The following is a 16,614-nucleotide window of genomic DNA, read 5'->3' on the forward strand; positions in this document are numbered from 1 at the left end:
AATGGCAAAGGCAAGAAAAGATTTACGTGGACGTGCTCTGAAAAAGGGAGAAGTCCAAAGAAAAAGTGATCAGAGGTATATGTATACTTACACAGACCCTTTGGGGAGAAGAAAGTTTATTTATGCCAATGACTTAACCGAGCTCCGGGAGAAGGAGCAGAAGCTTCAAAGGGATCAGCTTGACGGTTTGGATTTATATGCAGCCGGTAAGGCAACTGTCAATGATACGTTTGACCGCTACATGGCAACGAAGTTTGAGTTGCGAGATTCTACGAGGAACGGGTACCTTTATACTTACGACCATCTTATACGAGATAAATTCGGATTTAAGAAGCTGGTAGATGTGAAGTATTCAGATGTATTGCAGTTCTATTACTACTTATTAAATGACAAGGGCATCGCACTTGGTACATTGGATTCTGTGCATTGTCTTTTACATCCAACATTTCAGTTGGCAGTGAGAGATGATATTATCAGAAAGAATCCTACGGATGGTGTGATGAAGGAAATTTCTAAGAAGGGTGGTAAGAATCGTGGAGTCAGACATGCGCTTACTGTGGATGAGCAGAGAACGTTCATGGAGTACATCGCAAATCATCCGGTGTATTATCACTGGTGGCCATTGTTCACAGTTCTGTTGGGAACCGGTACACGTATCGGGGAGTGCTTAGGACTTCGGTGGCAGGACCTTGATTTCGAGAAGCGAGTTATCAGTATCAATCATAGTGTAGTGTATTATTCCCAGAAGGATACCAAGACAAGTGTTATGCGAGTTTCACTTCCAAAGACCGAGGCAGGTATCAGAACCATTCCGATGCTTGATATGGTCAAGGATGCATTTGAGATGGAGCGTGAAGCACAGAAGGAAACCGGAGAGAATATACAGGTGCTTGACGGGATGTCTGGGTTTGTATTTACGAATCGTTTTGGAAATATTCCAAATCCGCAGACAGTGAATGACACCATCCGTCGCATCAGGAACAGCTACAATGCAGAGGAAGTATTGAATGCGAAAAAGGAGAAGCGTGAGAAGCTATTGCTTCCGCATTTTTCGTGTCATCATTTGAGACATACTTTTGCAACCAGACTGTGTGAGACTGAGACGAACCTGAAAGTAATTCAGGCAATTATGGGACATCGTAATATCGAGACTACGATGGACATTTACGCCGAGGCAACAGAGCGTAAAAAACAGGAATCATTTGAGATTTTAGCTTCAAAATTGGATAGCATTTTTTGAGAAAGGACCCGGCTGGAGTCTGACAACAAAAATCAGTAAGTGCAACAATTTGACAGCAAATTCAGTTTTATAACAAGCGATAACAAGTTATCACAACTTGGTGGAAATACAGCAAAAACGTGATAACAAGTGGTCATAGGCGATAGCAAGGAGATAACCTGTGGCATCCCGACGATGAAAAGCCTGGATAAGTAAGAGGGCTGGAAAAGCCTGAATTTAAAGGATTCCGAGAGAAGTGTCAGAGGACAAAAAGAGGATTTGACACCAGATTGACACCAATTTAAGAGCCTTAATATGATGAAATTAGAATGGACACTGTTGCTGAAAGGCAATGGTGTTTATTATTTACATAGTTTAGATTGAAAGTTTATTTTGTTGGAAAACAGTGGAATTATATTTGAATTTGAAATATAATATAAGTCAGCAAGTATCTTAATTAAGGAAGGAGATTATATGTCAATAGATAATTTAATAGAAGATGTGGATAATCAAATAATTCAAATTCGAACAAAAAGTTTAGATGTTTCATTTAATGAATTGTACGATATGTATACAGATGGTGAATTGGTTATTTCCCCTGATTATCAACGATTGTTTAGATGGGATGAGGAAAAACAATCTCGCTTTATAGAATCATTATTGTTAGAGATGCCAGTTCCGCCAATTTTTGTCATCGAAGTTAACGATGGGGTTTATGAACTCATAGACGGATTACAACGTATATCTAGCTATTTACATTTTAGAGGAGAAAAACTTGGAAAAACGGAAGATGAGTTTTTGGAATTGAAAGGATGTGATATAGTTCCTGATTTAGATGGAGTGACATATGATAGATTGCCTAAAGCATTACAAATTAAAATAAAAAGAAGTTTTGTTCGTATGGAAGTTATTCGGAAGGAAAGTGAATCTAGCTTAAAATATCATATGTTTAAACGACTGAATACAGGTGGAGAATTATTGTCAGCACAAGAAATAAGAAATTGTACAATTAGATTATTAAATTCAAATGCTTTAGATTTTATTGAAAAATGCAGTGCCAATGATAATTTCAAGTCGGTTATTCAAAAAATAAATGAGGAAGAAATAAGTAAGAAATATGACCAAGAGTTGGTACTTAGATTCTTTGCTGTCAAGAATGACATTTCAAATTACAAATATCCAGTAACAGAATTTTTGACTAGATATCTTGAAAAAATAACAAATGGTCTTTCAGACTTTAATTATCGTGAAGAAGAGGAGCTATTTTCTAAAACTTTTAAATTTATAGCGGATAATCTTGGTGAAGATATTTTTTCAAGTAAAACAAAAAATGGAAATATGAAAAATGATTTTGTAACCTATTTGTATGATGGTATTACAATTGCTATTGCTGAGCTAATAGAAGATATTGAAAAAATCAATATGCCTACATTAGTAGTGGACAAAATAAATGCCATAAAATATGGAGAAGAATTACAGTCATATAAAACAGGAAGTATAAATGGAGTAACTAAGCGAATTAGTTTATTTAAAGTGGGGGTTGAAGAAATAATTGACGACAGAGGAATTAAGAGCGGTTCTTGAAGGAGAATTAGCTTGGAGAATTGAAGATCTGATATTTTTTAAAAATCAACTTGTAAATATATACAGTGTTGAAGAAAAAGATAAATATAGAAAAAGCCTAGTGATGATATTATATTCTCATTTAGAAGGTTTTATTAAGATAAGTTTATTGTCATACGTTCAATATCTAAATTCGCTTGGCTTAGAACGAAAAGCTTTTAATGAGAATTTGTTAGCATCAAGTATGGAAACGGAATTTAAAGCATATGAAACAAAGGATATAAAATGTAAAGTGTTCAAAAAGGGACTTCCTGAAGAAACAAAGCTACATAGATTTTATCGTAGGGTTCATTTTCTTGAAAATTTAAGAGAATTTGAAAATACTGTCTTTAATATAAAAGATACTACTATTGATACGGAATCAAACTTGTGGTATATAGTTCTTCAAAAAAATATGTTCAAAGTGGGATTGCCAGTTGATTTGTTTTCAGAATACCAAAGAGATATTGATGCATTGGTAAATAGAAGGAATGCCTTATCGCATGGTACGAGTAAAGATGGAATAGATGACAAAGAGTATAGTGATTGGGAGAAAAAAGTATTGACTATTATGGAAGAAGTCATGCGACAAATATATTTGTTTGCCAAGAGAGAAAACTATTTAAAAGAGGTTTACTCTTAAAACAATCTAAGAGTAAAGGGGGAGTAAGTTTTACTCGTCATCAAATACAGTCTCATCCATTTCAGGAAAATCCAATAATTCCGAAACGGTCATTCCCAAACCGAGAGCCAGCTTATGCAAGGTTTTCAGTTTGGGATTTTTTGTTTTCCCAGACATAATATTTTCTACGGTAGATTGCGTAATACCGGATAACGTAGCAAGTTTATTAATGGTAATATTCTTTTCTTCACATAGCTGTGAAAGTCTTAGAATGATAACATCAGAATAAGTCATAAAGGTTTCCTTTCGTAGATGAATAAGCTAAATAAAGTATATAAACAAATAGATGGCGAGATTAACGGTGTAACATTAGAAAATGACAAAATTTAATGTTGCACCGTTATACTATTCGTCTGCAAATGCAGTCTCATTCATTTCAGGAAAATCCAACAGTTCAGATACGGTCATCCCCAATCCGACAGCCAGCTTATGCAAAGTTTTCAATTTAGGATTTTTGGTTTTTCCTTTTATCAGATTATCTACGGTAGATTGTGTAATGCCTGACAATGTGGCGAGTTTATTGGTTGTAATGCTTCTCTCGTCGCATAGTTCTGTTAAGCGTTTGATAATAACATCAGAATAAGTCATAGCAATCCTCCTTAACTTTGTACGGTTAACTCAAGTATAAAAGTAAATGAGAAACAATATTAACGGCACACGGTTGACAAAAGGGATAAATTGTGATAATTTAACGGTATACGGTTATGAGAGAGGGGAATTGAAATGGGATTTACGCAAGAAATATTTAAGCGAGCTACGATAAGGGGTGTAGCAGATTATCTTCTTTATGGCATTGGGCTGGATGAGGATGATAGAGATTATGAAAAAAGGATGGATGATGTTTATCATAAATTTGAAAAAGAGGTAATGGAGTTTGATGAAGACAGAAGTTCCATATTGCTCGATTTGGCAAATGAGTTTACAAGCGAAGCTGCCAATGTTTATACGGAAATAGGATTGCAAGCAGGTATTTTACTTATGCAGGATATGGCTCGGAATATAGGTAAATCATCAGGAGAAAAGAAAACGGATTATCAGGCAATGTATGTCACTCTTTTTAAAGATGTAGCAAATGCATTGAAGTATCTGCATAACTCGGAAGATGAAAATAGTAGGAAAGCTACGGAAATTTTAGAAAATTCACAATGTATGACAGAGAAAATCTTTATAGATTCAGCAGACGCAAAGTAAGAGGAATAAAAGATAGATAACCCCTTTACAGAAATTCCCCTTATCCTCTTGCTTCCCTTTCTTATGAAAGGGAAAAGCCTTATCAAGAACTTGCATATAAGTGCGGGCATTCTTGATAAGGCTTTTATTTTTATATTTCGCGGAGTGGATAATAAATTATTCCTCAAAATCATCAGGAAATTCTATGGAAGTGAAAATAGAACCCTCTTCATTAGCTACCATTTTAGTAATAATTTCTTTCGCATAAGGATTCACGTATTTATGACCTTCTATTGTCTCACCGAAGAAATCAAAGCAAAGATAATCATCATATCTGTCCAGAAGTTTTTGGAATTTCTGATGCTGAATGAGTTTTTTTAGCGGATAAAGGTCAGAAGCCATTCGTTTTTCCGAATTGATGTAATCAGAAATGTACTCTCGGAGTTTCTGTAGCTCATATTCAATCCATTCGTCTTCATCCAAAGGATTGTCATATTGACCGTGTGCAAGTTCCACATTGAGCCGCTCCTCGCGTTCCAGAAAATCCAAAATATCAGCTTCTATATGGGAAGTGCTTTTCAGTTTCCCGGAAAGAAGTTCATTCGGGGTAACATCCAATGCTTCGGTCAGCCTTTCTAATGTGTCATAGGCAGGATAGTTGATACCACGCTCAATCTTGGATAGACTTTGTAGATTAATTCCGATTTGGTCGGAAAGTTCCTGCTGTGTCAGTCCTTTCAGTTTTCGTATAGTTTGAATGTTGTGTCCTAACAGTCGGTAGTCCATAAAAATCTCCTTTCAGCCCATAAGACTTAAAAATGATAAAAAATGTATAAAATATGTTGACAAATAAGCACAAAGGCATTATTATTGATTTAAAATGATTGATTAAGTTCAATGGCGTTAATTATCTGCTTACATAAGCATTATAACATGAAGGTTTTAATTCTAAAAGCATTACTTTTCTTTTGGAATAGGGAAACTAGGGTTCCTGACTTTCTTCGCTGTGCCGAAGGCGGAAAGCGGAGAAAGGGCAGGAAGGAACGCCGTAGGCGTTCCAGCAGGGCGTATATGTAACACCGCCCTGTATATACAGGATTGATAATTCAAAAATAGCCAGAAATCAACGTTTGCAGATGTTTAAAAGGTGTGCTGAAATGGGCGCGCTGGAAAGGAGAGGATAAACAATCGCAAAACGTGATAATCTGAGTATCAAGATCGATTACATCAGCATTGTATTTGATTTAGCAAGAGCGGATGAGGTCATTCGGAAGGTGCTGGAACTTCCGGTAGATATTTTTACAAAATATCCGGCAAAGGTCAAACACAAATCCTATCAGAGTGTGTATCAGGCAGGGAGCATTAAGGTATTCGGAGATTCCAAACAGACAGAAGAGAATCCGGACAGTCTTGGTTGCTATCTGGTATTGAGCGGTAGAGGATGTGACGAAATTTTCCACATACTGAACAAGCAAGGCTATTCCTTTGGGGATTTATTCTGGCGCTGTGAATGGCTGTACGGCAGTGAGTTCCACTTTACAAGGTTGGACATAGCAATAGATGACAGGAATGAAACACCGTACTTTACACCGGAGCAGATACAGCGTAAATGTGAGAGGGAAGAATTTATAGGAAACAGCAACAGTTACCGGTTTGTGGAAAGTAGTTATACCGAGTATTGTGATACTGCTAAAACAGTGTATATCGGAACGGGGAAGTCCAATCTGTCCTATCGCTTCTATGACAAGGATAAGGAAGTCAGCATGAAGTACCAGAAGCCGTATGAAGAGATAGGGAGCTGGAAACGGACGGAGATACAGTTACGCGAGAATAAGGCTCATACTTTTGCTATGCTTTTCAAGGACAATCCACTGGACTTGGGAAAACTGGCATTCGACCTTTTGGCAGGAAATTTAAGATTTATCATACCAGACGAGAAACAGAGCAACAGAAGCCGTTGGAGAACGTGTCAGTTCTGGAAACGTTTTTTAGGGGCGGTCGAACCTTTACAATTACATATAGAAACTCCCCAAAGTACCCTCTTAGAAACACAGAGGTGGTTAAAAGAAGGTGGTGTATTGTCTGCGGTAAAGGGATTCTGTTTTCTGGAAGAGCATGAGGCACTAGGCGGTCTGGAACGGATAGAGGATATGCTGAAGCGTATCAGGTACAGTCCGTCATTTGGTAACAAGATGATAGGGCATTTAAGCAGGATAAACAGAGAAGATTTAATACCATATGTGCAGGACGATATGAAGAAAGGGGGAGTTTCTTGAAAAGGGAGATTCCAGTATGGGAAAAAGCAAATTTAACAGTAGAAGAAGCAGCGGCTTACTCTGGGATAGGATTAAATAAAATCAGAGAGTTATCCAACGATGAGCAGTGTCCGTTCGTCTTGTGGGTAGGAAATAAGCGGTTGATAAAACGTAAAAAGTTTGATGCCTATATTGAAAAGGCATATTCTATTTAACAATATATTTACGTATTGAGAGAAGAGCCGGAGTATGATAGATTTAGAATATCATATTAAGGCTCTTCTCATAAAAGAAAGGAGCGATTGTATGGCAGAGAGAAGGAAAGACCCGAAAGGCAGAGTATTGAAGGAGGGCGAGAGTTATAGGTCGGACGGAAGGTATCAATATCGTTATAGCTTAAGAGATGGGAAACGTCATACTATTTATGCAGGAACACTTTTAGAATTAAGAGAGAAAGAAAAAACAATACAGCGGGATTTAATGGATAACATTACTGCGACAGCTTGCAATATCACTTTAAATCAAATATTTGTATTGTATATGTCTGGAAAAGTAGATTTGAAGCAATCTACACGCACCAATTACAATTATATGTATAGAAAATATGTGCATGATACCTTTGGGCAAAGAAGGATTTCTTCAATTAAGTATTCGGATATTAAGAAATTTTATGTTTCATTGATTGAAGAAAAAGGCTTCAAGCCGAACAGCATGGAGATTATTAATACAGTGTTACATCCGGTATTTACACTGGCTGTCAGAGACGGATATATCAGAAGTAATCCTTCTGATGGAGTAATGATGGAAATCAAGAAGGGGCATAATTGGGAAAAACCGAAGCGCCATGCATTATCTGTAGCGGAGCAAGAAAAGTTCATTGAATTTGTGGCAAAATCGAAAACATATAATCACTGGCTGTCATTATTTACGGTATTTTTGGGTACTGGTTGCAGAGTAGGAGAGGTTGTTGGCTTGCGGTGGGAAGATTGTGACTTTGATAACCAGATGATTTCTATTAATCACAATATGGTGTACAGACAGCAGGACAACGGAAAAAGTGAATTTCATGCGACGACTCCGAAAACGAGTGCCGGTGTTCGTATTGTACCAATGCCGGAAGAAGTGCGGAAAGCATTATTGCAGGAACGAAAAAAGCAGATGGCAACAGGATTTAATACAACCGTGATTGATGGTTATAGAGGATTTGTGTTTACAAATAAAGTGGGTTATATTCATAATCCGCAAACAATTAACCGTGCGATCAAACGTATTATAAGAGATTGTAACAGCGAAGAAACGTTGAAGGCAGAGAAGGAAGGCAGAAAACCGCTTTTAATACGTGATTTTTCAGTCCATAATCTCCGGCATACATTTTGTACCCGATTTTGTGAAAATGAAACTAATTTGAAGGTTATTCAGGAGATTATGGGGCACAGTGATATTACCACTACGATGAATGTCTATGCCGAAGCAACGAATGAGAAGAAAAAAGAAGCGTTTTCCAATTTGGAAGGAAAGATAAAAATATCTTGATGAACCTGTAAAGAGAGAAAGGGGTAGAATATGCCAAAAGCACCAGTCAAAGAAACCATTCATGCCAAAGGTCTTGACATTAGTATTTATACGACTGATTTTCAAAATGAATTTATTTCATTAACAGATATAGCTCGTTACAAAAGTGATATGCCGCATGATGTAATTAAGAATTGGTTGCGTAGTCGTGATACGATTGAATTTTTAGGATTATGGGAAAGTCTCCACAATCCCGATTTTAAACAGGTCGAATTCGACCTGTTTAGAAGTGAAGCCGGAGCAAATGCATTTACAATGTCTCCCACAAAATGGATTGAAGGAGTAAATGCGGTAGGTTTTGTTTCCAAAGCCGGACGTTATGGCGGCACATATGCACATTCCGATATAGCCTTTGAATTCGCTTCGTGGGTTTCGGCAGAATTTAAGCTGTATATCATCAAAGATTACCAGAGATTGAAATATGACGAAAACAGCCGCCTGTCTCTTGACTGGAATCTTCACAGAGAACTTTCAAAGATAAATTACCGCATACATACCGATGCAATCAAAGAGAAGCTGATTCCGCCGGAACTGACAGCAAGCCAGATTTCCATGAAGTATGCCAGTGAAGCGGATATGTTGAATGTAGCCGTTTTCGGTACGACAGCAAAACAATGGAGAGAAAAGAACCCGGATAAGAAAGGCAATATCAGAGACGAAGCAAACATAAATCAGCTTTTGGTTTTGGCAAATATGGAAAGCTATAATGCCATTCTGATTGAACAGGGGAAGAGCCAGTCACAACGTCTTGTTATGATTGTGATTGTCAATAAAAAAGTCCCAAAAATAGCGGAGAAAATTCCCCACTTTATTTACCCGGGAAAAAGCACCGCTATGGATGCTTTTTCCAGTTTTTTACTGTCTTTTTACACCATGGGTAATACGCCATGCCATAATTCATAATCAGGAATTGCGATATCATTCTTCATAAGCAATAATTCCAGCTCTTTATTACGCTGTTTGAGCAGTTCAGCTTTTCTTTGCTCATCATCAAGCATATCTCTCAGTATATCCGCCGCTTCTATCGCTTCGTTTCGTGTCAGCCTGTTTTCTTTCATCTCATAAATCCCCGCTTTCTTCGGTCTCTTCCATTTCGCTCAAACCTTCCTTTGTTCCATTTCCTGAACTCTCTTTTTTCGGTCTGCCCCGCCGTTTCACAGCGCTGATCCGTTCCCGTTCTTTCATCCGGTAGCTTTCACCTTCTATAGTTATAAAGCTGCAGTGGTGCACAAAACGGTCAAGAATGGCCGTTGCCAGTACCGGGTCAAAAAGAATGCTCCCCCATTCATCAAACTGCTTATTGGAAGTAATGATGGTAGAGGCTGTCTCGTATCTTTTGGAAATCACTTCATAAAGATCGTCCACATTTGTCTGGCCCAGCTTCTTGAGCCCAAACTCATCAATTACCAGCAGATCCGGTGAAATGTATTTCTTCAGTTTCTGGCGGAAAGAGTTGTCCGCACGGGATATGTATAAATCCTCCATCATTTCCGAAAGCGTGGTGAACAGCACCGTGTACCCCTGTTCAATCGCTTTTATGCCAAGTGCGATGGAGAGATGAGTCTTACCGGTTCCGGGAAGTCCGATAAAAGCTATATTTTCTTTTTTCCGGATAAACTCGCAGGTCCCAAGGGCATAGATGACCTGACGGTTCAGGCAGGGCTGCCATGAAAAGTTGAATTCTTCCATTGTTTTATGCTGGGGCATGCGCGAACGCTTCATCCGATCGTTACGTCTGTTTCTTGAGCGGTTAAGATTTTCATCATTTATGAGCAGTTCAAGAAATTCGATATAGGACATCTGTTCCTTTGCTGCCTGTTGGGCCCGCATATCCGCTGTTTGGAGAATTCCGGCAAGATGGAGCTTTTTTATCTTTTCCTGTAAGGAATCATTCATGGGAGATCACCCCCAGTCCTGTCATTTGACGGTAATCCGACAGTTTCCTGATTTTGCTTCTTCCTTCCATGGACAGTTCCTGTTCATCCTCCAGTGGAAGATGGTACAGACCGCTTTCACAGATCTTTTTTACTGCCCGGTAGGTAATGTTTCCATAATGGCATGCCCTTTGGCAGGCCTTGTCTACGGCATCCTCCCCATATTTTTTTCGGAGTGCCAGGATACCGGAAATGCTCCGGTAATGATGGCACTGGTACATCTCCGTATCCTTAAATGCTTCCAGAAATGCCAGCGCGCCTGTCCCCACCTGTGCCATTTTTTCGCGATAGCTTGACAAAAGCTCCTCCTGTGTTATTGTTTTGGTAGATGGGTAATGACTCTTATCCGTCACATGTTCGCCCTTTGCATTCCCGCACAGACTGTGGAGGGCGATCTCTTTTCCGGCATGGTAGATTTTCAATAAATGATTCACTTCGATGACATCCACTTCCATTCCGATATAAGTGTAAGGCACGGAATAATAATTGCCGTCATGAACGATATGGCAGTCTGTCCTTACGGTGGCGGCCCCGGATTTTGAAAAGAGAAAGTCCTGCGCAGGAAGCGGCTTTAAATATGCTTTTTCTGTCTCAAGATATACGGTTTCCGGTTTTCGGCTTGTAGTCCCGTGTATCCGACGGTTTGCCGTTTCTTTCAGCCATGACAGGAGAAACCGCTTTGCTTCTTCGATTTCTTTAAAATCCCGTCCCTTAAAGCAGTTTTCTTTTACGTATCTCACGTTCGATTCTACTTTCCCTTTATCGGTTGGTGTGTATACCCGGCACGGATTGGGAAGGAAGCCATAGTGCCCGGCAAAAGCGGCATAGGTGCGCTGCACGGTCGGCTCATAAAAGTCTGCCTCAACGATAGCAGCCTTTAAGTTGTCGATCTTTACGGTCTGGGGAACTCCGCCAAAGTACCGGAATGCCTCTGTGTGGCACCGGATGAAGGTCTGCACGCTCTGATCCAGAGTAACAGCAACGTACATGTAGCGGGAGTAGCTCAAAGACATGACAAAGATCCATGCTTTGCGCGGTGTTCCATTTACTCTCAAGGTTCCGATATAACCGAAATCTACCTGTGCCTCTTCGCCCGGCAGGGAATGCAGCACCATGTAGGCGTGAGGCTGGGATTTCCTTATTTTTTTCACATAATCGCGCAGGGTGGTATAACCGCAGGCAACGCCGAACTCTTTTTGCAGATCCTGGTGGATGCGGGTAATGGACAATTCCTTGGATAACTGGATTTCTATGTATTCCTTGTATTCATCCAGCATGGACGGCCAGGTTCCCTCCTGTGTTTCCTGTGGCAGCTCCTTTCCCTGCGTTTCTTCTCTGAGCACTTTGCGTACTGTTTTTCTGTCAATGCTAAGCATCTTCCCAATCTGGGTTTTGTTGTATCCTTTCTGATACAGAGTCATGATTGTAGTTTTCATGTCTACCTCCAGCATAATAAAATTTTCCTCCTTATGGGGAGAGTCCTTTGTTACGCTTTCAGTATAACTTGGTCTTTACGTTAGGCATAACAAGGTGGGGAATTTTCTCCGCCAAAAGTGGGTATTTTTATTATGCCATTCACAGTTATGATTCGTGAATCCGTCGTAAAACAGCTTGAGACACTGGAAGCTATCTCGGCAAAGGCGTTAACGAAACTGGGGCAAAAGAAAGATGAATAGAAGAACGCTTGACACCAGATTTGACACCAATTTTTCATAAAATGGTGTGAGGATATAAAAACTTATAAAATCTAATAATCAAGGGAACTCTTTAAAATAGGCATATAATACTTTGTGTGAACTTATGGAATACGCCCAAAACTAATCCCGACCATGAAAACTTTGGATAAATAAAGTCAGTAAAATCAATGCTTTGCGGGAGGTATGTTCACCTTTTGACAAGAGTTTGACAGGAGAATGACAGTTCATAATTAGTGATAATTGGTCATATTTCGGTTTTTCATCATTAATAAAAGTTTAGATTATGCACTTAGAGGACACTTTTCAAGTCAAAAATTTGGAAAGTGTCCTTTTGTGCTGCACTCTATGGGAACAAGTTGTCTGATTGACTTTAACCGTAGATAGCCAGTAATTAAATCTGGGGAAAGAATTGGTTTTTGGTGAAACAAATTTATTCAATCTATAATTATTAGCGGATGTATAATCTTTTTCAGAAGAAAAATGAACTCTTGAAAAGATACTGACAGGATGGTTATTGGAAGTAAGTACACAGGCCTCTGTAACATGATAGCCTTTTTGTATACATTTTTAGTTGTGGTGCTTTCCGAACCATCCCTTATCATACCAAGCGATTAGAATTGGCAGTCATTGAAACCCGCTCTTGTAGGAATGCCCTTGTCAAGATGTCTGGAGAGACGATCAACAATATTTATTTTTTTATCTTCATGAAGCTGGTGGGCAACATCGGTCAGAAGACATCTAGAAATTTTATTTTTAAAAGTTAAAATTTTTTGTTTAAAGTATAGGTATTAGATGTAAAATTAGCCATAGGGAATCACCTTTTTTGTTTAGTAAGATTTTTGTTTGATAACTCAATTTTTACATCAAAAAAGAGTGAGATTCTTTATATTTTGGACATTTTTTGAAAGTTGCTTATTATATATAATCCTAAAACGAGACTTCTGCGGAAACGCAAAGAAATAAGTATTTAATATTGTTAAGATATCTGATAATATAATAATATATTTTGTAGAAAAGGGGTAGCATCTGGGTGAGTAGGAAAAACATATTTGATGTACTAGAAAAGAAAATGGATATCAATTATGAGATGAGAAGAATATTAGAAATGTATAATGAAAGTGTTATAGATAATTATACGTTGGAAGAATATTTTGATGAATATTGCCTTTCAAATTGGAAAAATAGAAATCGTTTCTTAAGTACAGAAGAAATGAGAATTAAGTTGAATATTACAGACGATGATATTATAAAAAGCGCTGATGAAAATACCTATTTATTTTTTTTGGAGTTTATTTTCAATCTGATTTGGCAATGTGATATGACAATGAGCGAGAATGAATTTTATACAAAAGAATTTAATTATTTATATGAGAATGTACAGAGTGTAGTAGATTATTTAGGATATGAGGTAAAAGTATTTGGGGAACAAGAAAAAGTATTGCTGGTGGAGAAGAATGCAGCAATGACTGCAGTAGCTGAAATTGTAGAACCAAACTTAGCATATGAAGTTATAGAATATAATCATCATTCTATGAAAGGTGATATCTCTGGAAAGCAAAAGATTTTAAAGATACTGACAGACAAGTTTGAACCGATAAGGGGAGAACTAAAGAAAATCAATAAAGAATTAGAAAGTAGTACGGGCTATTTACTTAATAAGATGAATATAAGACATAATAATATCGAAGGAAAAAATGCGATTGGATATGTCAAAAATCTTTCAAATGAAGAGCTAGAAGAATGGTACGATGAGATATATCAGATGCTTTTACTTTGTATATTGGAATATGACAATATAGAGAGAAATAAGAAGGTTGGTGAATTAAAGAACATAATAGAAGGAGGATAAGAGGAAAAACATAATGAAAAAAGATGAGATTTTAACAGTAATAAGAGATTAGGCACTTGCTGAGACGATGGCAGATGACAGAAATCCGGATTGGAAACCGTTGGAGATTGAATTTAGAAAATTAGTAAGTGAGTACAATTAATATGATATAGACCAAGGGAGATGACTTAAATGGCTGAAATTTCAAAGCAGGATTGGAAGCTGTTCAAAGAGAGACTTCCTGAATGGCAGGAGCATTATATGGAACGGCTGACAAAGGAATACATAGAACTGTTGAGCTCACCGGGAAATGCATCAGATCATTTCTGGCAGCTTGAAAAGAGAATTAAACAGGATAAGAAACATCATGGTGTGCTGCTAGAGATGAGAAAGTCGAATGCAATCTGGGATATTGCAATGTATGTCCGGGATAAAGTTATAACAATGGATGATTTGGAAGGTTTCAGCGAGGATTTAATTGATGCTGTGAAGATTAACCTGGGCAGGTAGGAGAGATGAAAAAGAGAACTGAGATTTTGATTATAGGTGCGATGGCTATGATTGCCATTGGCACTGTAATAATAGTAAAGCAACATGTGTCAGTTAATCGTGATGGTACACCGGTGTCAATTATTGGCGGAGCAGATGGTCCGACAGCAGTCTTTATAGCTGGAAGAATATCGGGAGAGGATAAGCAAGTGGCTGAATATACATCAATCACAATGGAAGAGGCGAAGGAAATCTTTGCAACGAGTGGTGATTATATCATCATGGATGTTAGACGAGCAGATGAGTACTCAGAGGGGCATATTCCGGGAGCGATCAATATAGCGAATGAGGATATTGTAAGTACACAGCCAGAGAGACTGCCTAATAAGAATCAGACTATTTATGTGTATTGTCGAAGCGGAAATAGAAGCAAGCAGGCATCTGCAAAGCTTACAGCTATGGGATATACCAATATTATCGAGTTTGGCGGAATCATTGATTGGACCGGAGAGGTCGAGAAGTAGATGAACACTACGAAGCGATTGATTCGGGTTTGCATCCTGATATGAGTGCTATAGTCCCCTAGCTAAAGGTTAGGACACAGCCCTTTCAAGACTGGATGCTCGGTTCAAGTCCGGCGGGGATCATCTGGCGCCTTCGTCTAATGGTTAGTACAGCGGCCTCTCAAGCTGCAAATGTCGAGTTCGAATCCATCCCCAAACGTTTTAAACTAACAGTTCAATGACATTCTAATACTCATTTTTTATAATTGATATTAAATAGCAATATTATCTGGATTATCCAGAAAATAGATGGTAAGATAAGAATTATGTTCGGGATGGTGGATAAATAGGAGGTATGAAATGGAACCAATGTATTTGTCAATCCAGCAGAAGGAGACCGGAAAACAGATCAAGAAACTGCTCATGGAAAATGGCTATACGGTTAAGGATGTCCAGAGTGTCATGGGATTTGAAAATCCTCAGGCAATTTATAAATGGATTTCCGGAAGGTCATTACCGAGTCTTGACAATTTCATAATTTTAAGCAGATTACTGCATACCAGTATTGAAGATATCCTCGTCATTGACGGGGATATAGTTCGTTTATGGGGTTCATTTTTTAAACCAGCGGTACAATGACAATTCATCATCTGCAGCTTACTATTATTACATTACGAGGAGCGATTGGAAGAGGATAAAATATTCTGGGTAAATAAGGAAGCGGTATTTAGCACTTATGTTGCTGCGATTAATGAGGAACCTGTAGTAACGGAATATGATTATGCCGAAGTGGCAGCAACTATTGCAGAGGTTGATGAATAAAATGCAATCATCAAGCATGCATTAAATGTAACAAATGCCAATGCCAGGGTGCAGGTTGGCGGTAAGGAAATGAGCATCGACACCATTCTGTCTATTATTTATTATCCATTGTCAGTTAATGATCAGGATTATTTAAAATCAAATGCGGAAATTCTTAGCAGTAGCCCTGTAGAAAACTTGCAAGAAATTGCAGTGTGGAAGTTCGGTTATAAGCACATGATGCAGGAGATTTGCTGGGTTTTCTGCAGCTGTTTTAATATCGGGAGGTACAGATGAAGAATTTTTGGAAGCTTAGGGAGTTCTCGCTTTTGACAGTTCCGTATGCATATATTGACCACAGTAACTATCTTGCTGACGGATTGTTTGCACAGGAGAAGATTACGATGCGAATCAAGGGTGAGATGGTAAGAGCGGATTCGCCGTATTGTATTGTTTTCTGCAAGGTTTGGAAACGGGATGCTGAAAGATTTGAGTATGCACTGACAAGGCTTAAGGACAAGATGCTGCTTTGCGGGCATACAGATTACCCGCAGGTGTGCGAGACTCTGATTGGGATGATAGAGGAGGAGCGGTAATTGTATGAAAAAGTATATTTCGCTCGATAAAAAGAGCAAGAAGGTCCAGAAGGAGTACTACTCCGGCTTGAGACATACCTGGAATGGTTTGAATCCAGTGACAAGGACAGTACCAAATGGCAAAGCGTATAGTAGAAGTAAAGCAAAACAGGAAGAGCATAAGATCGGCAGAGAATTCAGAGATGGGTTTGATGTCGATGTTTTCTGTTTCGCATATAGTATGATGAAATGCGGATTATATTATTGAAGACAAATATAAGTAATTA

At 38.4% G+C, this 16,614-nt stretch carries 21 protein-coding genes and 1 tRNA gene; 16 read left to right on the plus strand and 6 right to left on the minus strand.

Annotation, left to right across the window (positions count from 1 at the left end):
• Position 1 precedes the first annotated feature (1 nt).
• From V6984_RS03200 to V6984_RS03210, 3 genes are all read left to right on the plus strand, one after another.
• Entirely contained in the window at positions 2-1,240 is a 1,239-nt protein-coding gene (locus V6984_RS03200) for a tyrosine-type recombinase/integrase (RefSeq protein WP_342758366.1), read from the plus strand.
• 453 nt (positions 1,241-1,693) lie between these two features.
• The gene (locus tag V6984_RS03205) at positions 1,694-2,803 is read left to right on the plus strand and encodes a DUF262 domain-containing protein (protein ID WP_342758367.1); all 1,110 of its coding nucleotides are present in this window, start codon (positions 1,694-1,696) and stop codon (positions 2,801-2,803) included.
• Positions 2,772-3,464, plus strand: coding sequence for an MAE_28990/MAE_18760 family HEPN-like nuclease (locus V6984_RS03210; protein ID WP_342758368.1), 693 nt, complete (start codon positions 2,772-2,774; stop codon positions 3,462-3,464). Before V6984_RS03205 ends, V6984_RS03210 begins: the two co-directional genes overlap by 32 nt.
• Positions 3,465-3,494: 30 nt before the next feature.
• On the opposite strand, the gene V6984_RS03215 is transcribed toward V6984_RS03210, so the two are convergent.
• Both V6984_RS03215 and V6984_RS03220 read right to left on the minus strand, forming a co-directional pair.
• Positions 3,495-3,737 (minus strand): helix-turn-helix transcriptional regulator, encoded by a 243-nt coding sequence (locus tag V6984_RS03215; RefSeq protein ID WP_342758369.1) that lies wholly within the window; start codon positions 3,735-3,737, stop codon positions 3,495-3,497.
• 111 nt (positions 3,738-3,848) lie between these two features.
• On the minus strand, positions 3,849-4,091 hold the full coding sequence (locus V6984_RS03220) for a helix-turn-helix transcriptional regulator (RefSeq protein WP_342758370.1): 243 nt from the start codon (positions 4,089-4,091) through the stop codon (positions 3,849-3,851).
• A 135-nt stretch (positions 4,092-4,226) separates the two neighbouring features.
• Here V6984_RS03220 and V6984_RS03225 point away from each other — a divergent pair, with 135 nt between their 5' ends.
• Positions 4,227-4,694 (plus strand): hypothetical protein, encoded by a 468-nt coding sequence (locus V6984_RS03225; RefSeq protein ID WP_342758371.1) that lies wholly within the window; start codon positions 4,227-4,229, stop codon positions 4,692-4,694.
• 156 nt (positions 4,695-4,850) lie between these two features.
• Here the strand turns inward: V6984_RS03225 and V6984_RS03230 are convergent, their stop codons facing one another.
• Positions 4,851-5,459: a helix-turn-helix transcriptional regulator gene (locus tag V6984_RS03230; protein ID WP_342758372.1), complete on the minus strand. Its 609-nt coding sequence runs from the start codon at positions 5,457-5,459 to the stop codon at positions 4,851-4,853.
• Positions 5,460-5,938: 479 nt separating this feature from the next.
• On the opposite strand from V6984_RS03230, the gene V6984_RS03235 reads away from it, so the two are divergent.
• The 4 genes from V6984_RS03235 (at position 5,939) to V6984_RS03250 (ending at position 9,403) form a co-directional block, all read left to right on the plus strand.
• Complete coding sequence (locus tag V6984_RS03235) at positions 5,939-6,949, plus strand: replication initiation factor domain-containing protein (RefSeq protein WP_342759934.1); 1,011 nt, start codon at positions 5,939-5,941, stop codon at positions 6,947-6,949.
• Complete coding sequence (locus tag V6984_RS03240; protein WP_342758373.1) at positions 6,946-7,143, plus strand: excisionase; 198 nt, start codon at positions 6,946-6,948, stop codon at positions 7,141-7,143. Before V6984_RS03235 ends, V6984_RS03240 begins: the two co-directional genes overlap by 4 nt.
• Before the next feature lie 91 nt (positions 7,144-7,234).
• The gene (locus tag V6984_RS03245; RefSeq protein WP_342758374.1) at positions 7,235-8,461 is read left to right on the plus strand and encodes a tyrosine-type recombinase/integrase; all 1,227 of its coding nucleotides are present in this window, start codon (positions 7,235-7,237) and stop codon (positions 8,459-8,461) included.
• A gap of 30 nt (positions 8,462-8,491) precedes the next feature.
• Positions 8,492-9,403, plus strand: coding sequence for a KilA-N domain-containing protein (locus tag V6984_RS03250; RefSeq protein ID WP_342758375.1), 912 nt, complete (start codon positions 8,492-8,494; stop codon positions 9,401-9,403).
• Here the strand turns inward: V6984_RS03250 and V6984_RS03255 are convergent.
• The 3 genes from V6984_RS03255 to istA are packed head-to-tail and all read right to left on the minus strand — an operon-like array spanning position 9,367 to position 11,870.
• The gene (locus tag V6984_RS03255) at positions 9,367-9,558 is read right to left on the minus strand and encodes a hypothetical protein (RefSeq protein ID WP_342755954.1); all 192 of its coding nucleotides are present in this window, start codon (positions 9,556-9,558) and stop codon (positions 9,367-9,369) included. The two genes, V6984_RS03250 and V6984_RS03255, sit on opposite strands and share 37 nt — an antisense overlap.
• Before the next feature lies 1 nt (position 9,559).
• Complete coding sequence (gene istB, locus V6984_RS03260; protein WP_342755953.1) at positions 9,560-10,396, minus strand: IS21-like element helper ATPase IstB; 837 nt, start codon at positions 10,394-10,396, stop codon at positions 9,560-9,562.
• Positions 10,389-11,870 (minus strand): IS21 family transposase, encoded by a 1,482-nt coding sequence (gene istA, locus V6984_RS03265; protein WP_425324244.1) that lies wholly within the window; start codon positions 11,868-11,870, stop codon positions 10,389-10,391. The genes istB and istA overlap by 8 nt, the downstream gene beginning before the upstream one ends.
• 1,291 nt (positions 11,871-13,161) lie before the next feature.
• Between istA and V6984_RS03270 the strand changes: the two genes are divergently transcribed.
• The 8 genes from V6984_RS03270 (at position 13,162) to V6984_RS03305 (ending at position 16,595) form a co-directional block, all read left to right on the plus strand.
• Positions 13,162-13,980 (plus strand): hypothetical protein, encoded by an 819-nt coding sequence (locus tag V6984_RS03270; protein WP_342758376.1) that lies wholly within the window; start codon positions 13,162-13,164, stop codon positions 13,978-13,980.
• A 171-nt stretch (positions 13,981-14,151) separates the two neighbouring features.
• Positions 14,152-14,469, plus strand: a complete 318-nt coding sequence (locus V6984_RS03275; protein WP_342758377.1) for a multidrug transporter — start codon at positions 14,152-14,154, stop codon at positions 14,467-14,469.
• A gap of 5 nt (positions 14,470-14,474) precedes the next feature.
• On the plus strand, positions 14,475-14,972 hold the full coding sequence (locus tag V6984_RS03280) for a rhodanese-like domain-containing protein (RefSeq protein WP_342758378.1): 498 nt from the start codon (positions 14,475-14,477) through the stop codon (positions 14,970-14,972).
• 53 nt (positions 14,973-15,025) lie between these two features.
• Positions 15,026-15,095 (plus strand) — tRNA-Glu (locus V6984_RS03285).
• Between the two features lie 216 nt (positions 15,096-15,311).
• Positions 15,312-15,590 carry a helix-turn-helix transcriptional regulator gene (locus tag V6984_RS03290; protein WP_342758379.1) on the plus strand — a complete coding sequence of 93 codons (279 nt, stop codon included), beginning with the start codon at positions 15,312-15,314 and terminating at the stop codon, positions 15,588-15,590.
• A 45-nt stretch (positions 15,591-15,635) separates the two neighbouring features.
• Entirely contained in the window at positions 15,636-15,773 is a 138-nt protein-coding gene (locus V6984_RS03295; protein ID WP_342758380.1) for a hypothetical protein, read from the plus strand.
• 272 nt (positions 15,774-16,045) lie between these two features.
• On the plus strand, positions 16,046-16,348 hold the full coding sequence (locus tag V6984_RS03300) for a hypothetical protein (RefSeq protein WP_342758381.1): 303 nt from the start codon (positions 16,046-16,048) through the stop codon (positions 16,346-16,348).
• A gap of 4 nt (positions 16,349-16,352) precedes the next feature.
• On the plus strand, positions 16,353-16,595 hold the full coding sequence (locus V6984_RS03305; RefSeq protein ID WP_342758382.1) for a hypothetical protein: 243 nt from the start codon (positions 16,353-16,355) through the stop codon (positions 16,593-16,595).
• The last annotated feature ends 19 nt before the right edge of the window (positions 16,596-16,614 follow it).

It is taken from the genome of Kineothrix sp. IPX-CK (assembly GCF_039134705.1).
In the GTDB taxonomy this organism is placed as follows: Bacteria; Bacillota; Clostridia; order Lachnospirales; family Lachnospiraceae; genus Kineothrix; species Kineothrix sedimenti.

Bases quoted from the DNA above. Each gene is read 5' to 3' on its own strand.
- V6984_RS03220 (WP_342758370.1), bottom strand. From the start codon at position 4,091: ATGACTTATTCTGATGTTATTATCAAACGCTTAACAGAACTATGCGAC.
- istB (WP_342755953.1), bottom strand. From the start codon at position 10,396: ATGAATGATTCCTTACAGGAAAAGATAAAAAAGCTCCATCTTGCCGGA.
- V6984_RS03225 (WP_342758371.1), top strand. From the start codon at position 4,227: ATGGGATTTACGCAAGAAATATTTAAGCGAGCTACGATAAGGGGTGTA.
- V6984_RS03200 (WP_342758366.1), top strand. From the start codon at position 2: ATGGCAAAGGCAAGAAAAGATTTACGTGGACGTGCTCTGAAAAAGGGA.
- V6984_RS03280 (WP_342758378.1), top strand. From the start codon at position 14,475: ATGAAAAAGAGAACTGAGATTTTGATTATAGGTGCGATGGCTATGATT.
- V6984_RS03205 (WP_342758367.1), top strand. From the start codon at position 1,694: ATGTCAATAGATAATTTAATAGAAGATGTGGATAATCAAATAATTCAA.
- V6984_RS03245 (WP_342758374.1), top strand. From the start codon at position 7,235: ATGGCAGAGAGAAGGAAAGACCCGAAAGGCAGAGTATTGAAGGAGGGC.
- V6984_RS03290 (WP_342758379.1), top strand. From the start codon at position 15,312: ATGGAACCAATGTATTTGTCAATCCAGCAGAAGGAGACCGGAAAACAG.
- V6984_RS03230 (WP_342758372.1), bottom strand. From the start codon at position 5,459: ATGGACTACCGACTGTTAGGACACAACATTCAAACTATACGAAAACTG.
- V6984_RS03215 (WP_342758369.1), bottom strand. From the start codon at position 3,737: ATGACTTATTCTGATGTTATCATTCTAAGACTTTCACAGCTATGTGAA.
- istA (WP_425324244.1), bottom strand. From the start codon at position 11,870: ATGAAAACTACAATCATGACTCTGTATCAGAAAGGATACAACAAAACC.
- V6984_RS03300 (WP_342758381.1), top strand. From the start codon at position 16,046: ATGAAGAATTTTTGGAAGCTTAGGGAGTTCTCGCTTTTGACAGTTCCG.
- V6984_RS03275 (WP_342758377.1), top strand. From the start codon at position 14,152: ATGGCTGAAATTTCAAAGCAGGATTGGAAGCTGTTCAAAGAGAGACTT.
- V6984_RS03255 (WP_342755954.1), bottom strand. From the start codon at position 9,558: ATGAAAGAAAACAGGCTGACACGAAACGAAGCGATAGAAGCGGCGGAT.
- V6984_RS03305 (WP_342758382.1), top strand. From the start codon at position 16,353: ATGAAAAAGTATATTTCGCTCGATAAAAAGAGCAAGAAGGTCCAGAAG.
- V6984_RS03250 (WP_342758375.1), top strand. From the start codon at position 8,492: ATGCCAAAAGCACCAGTCAAAGAAACCATTCATGCCAAAGGTCTTGAC.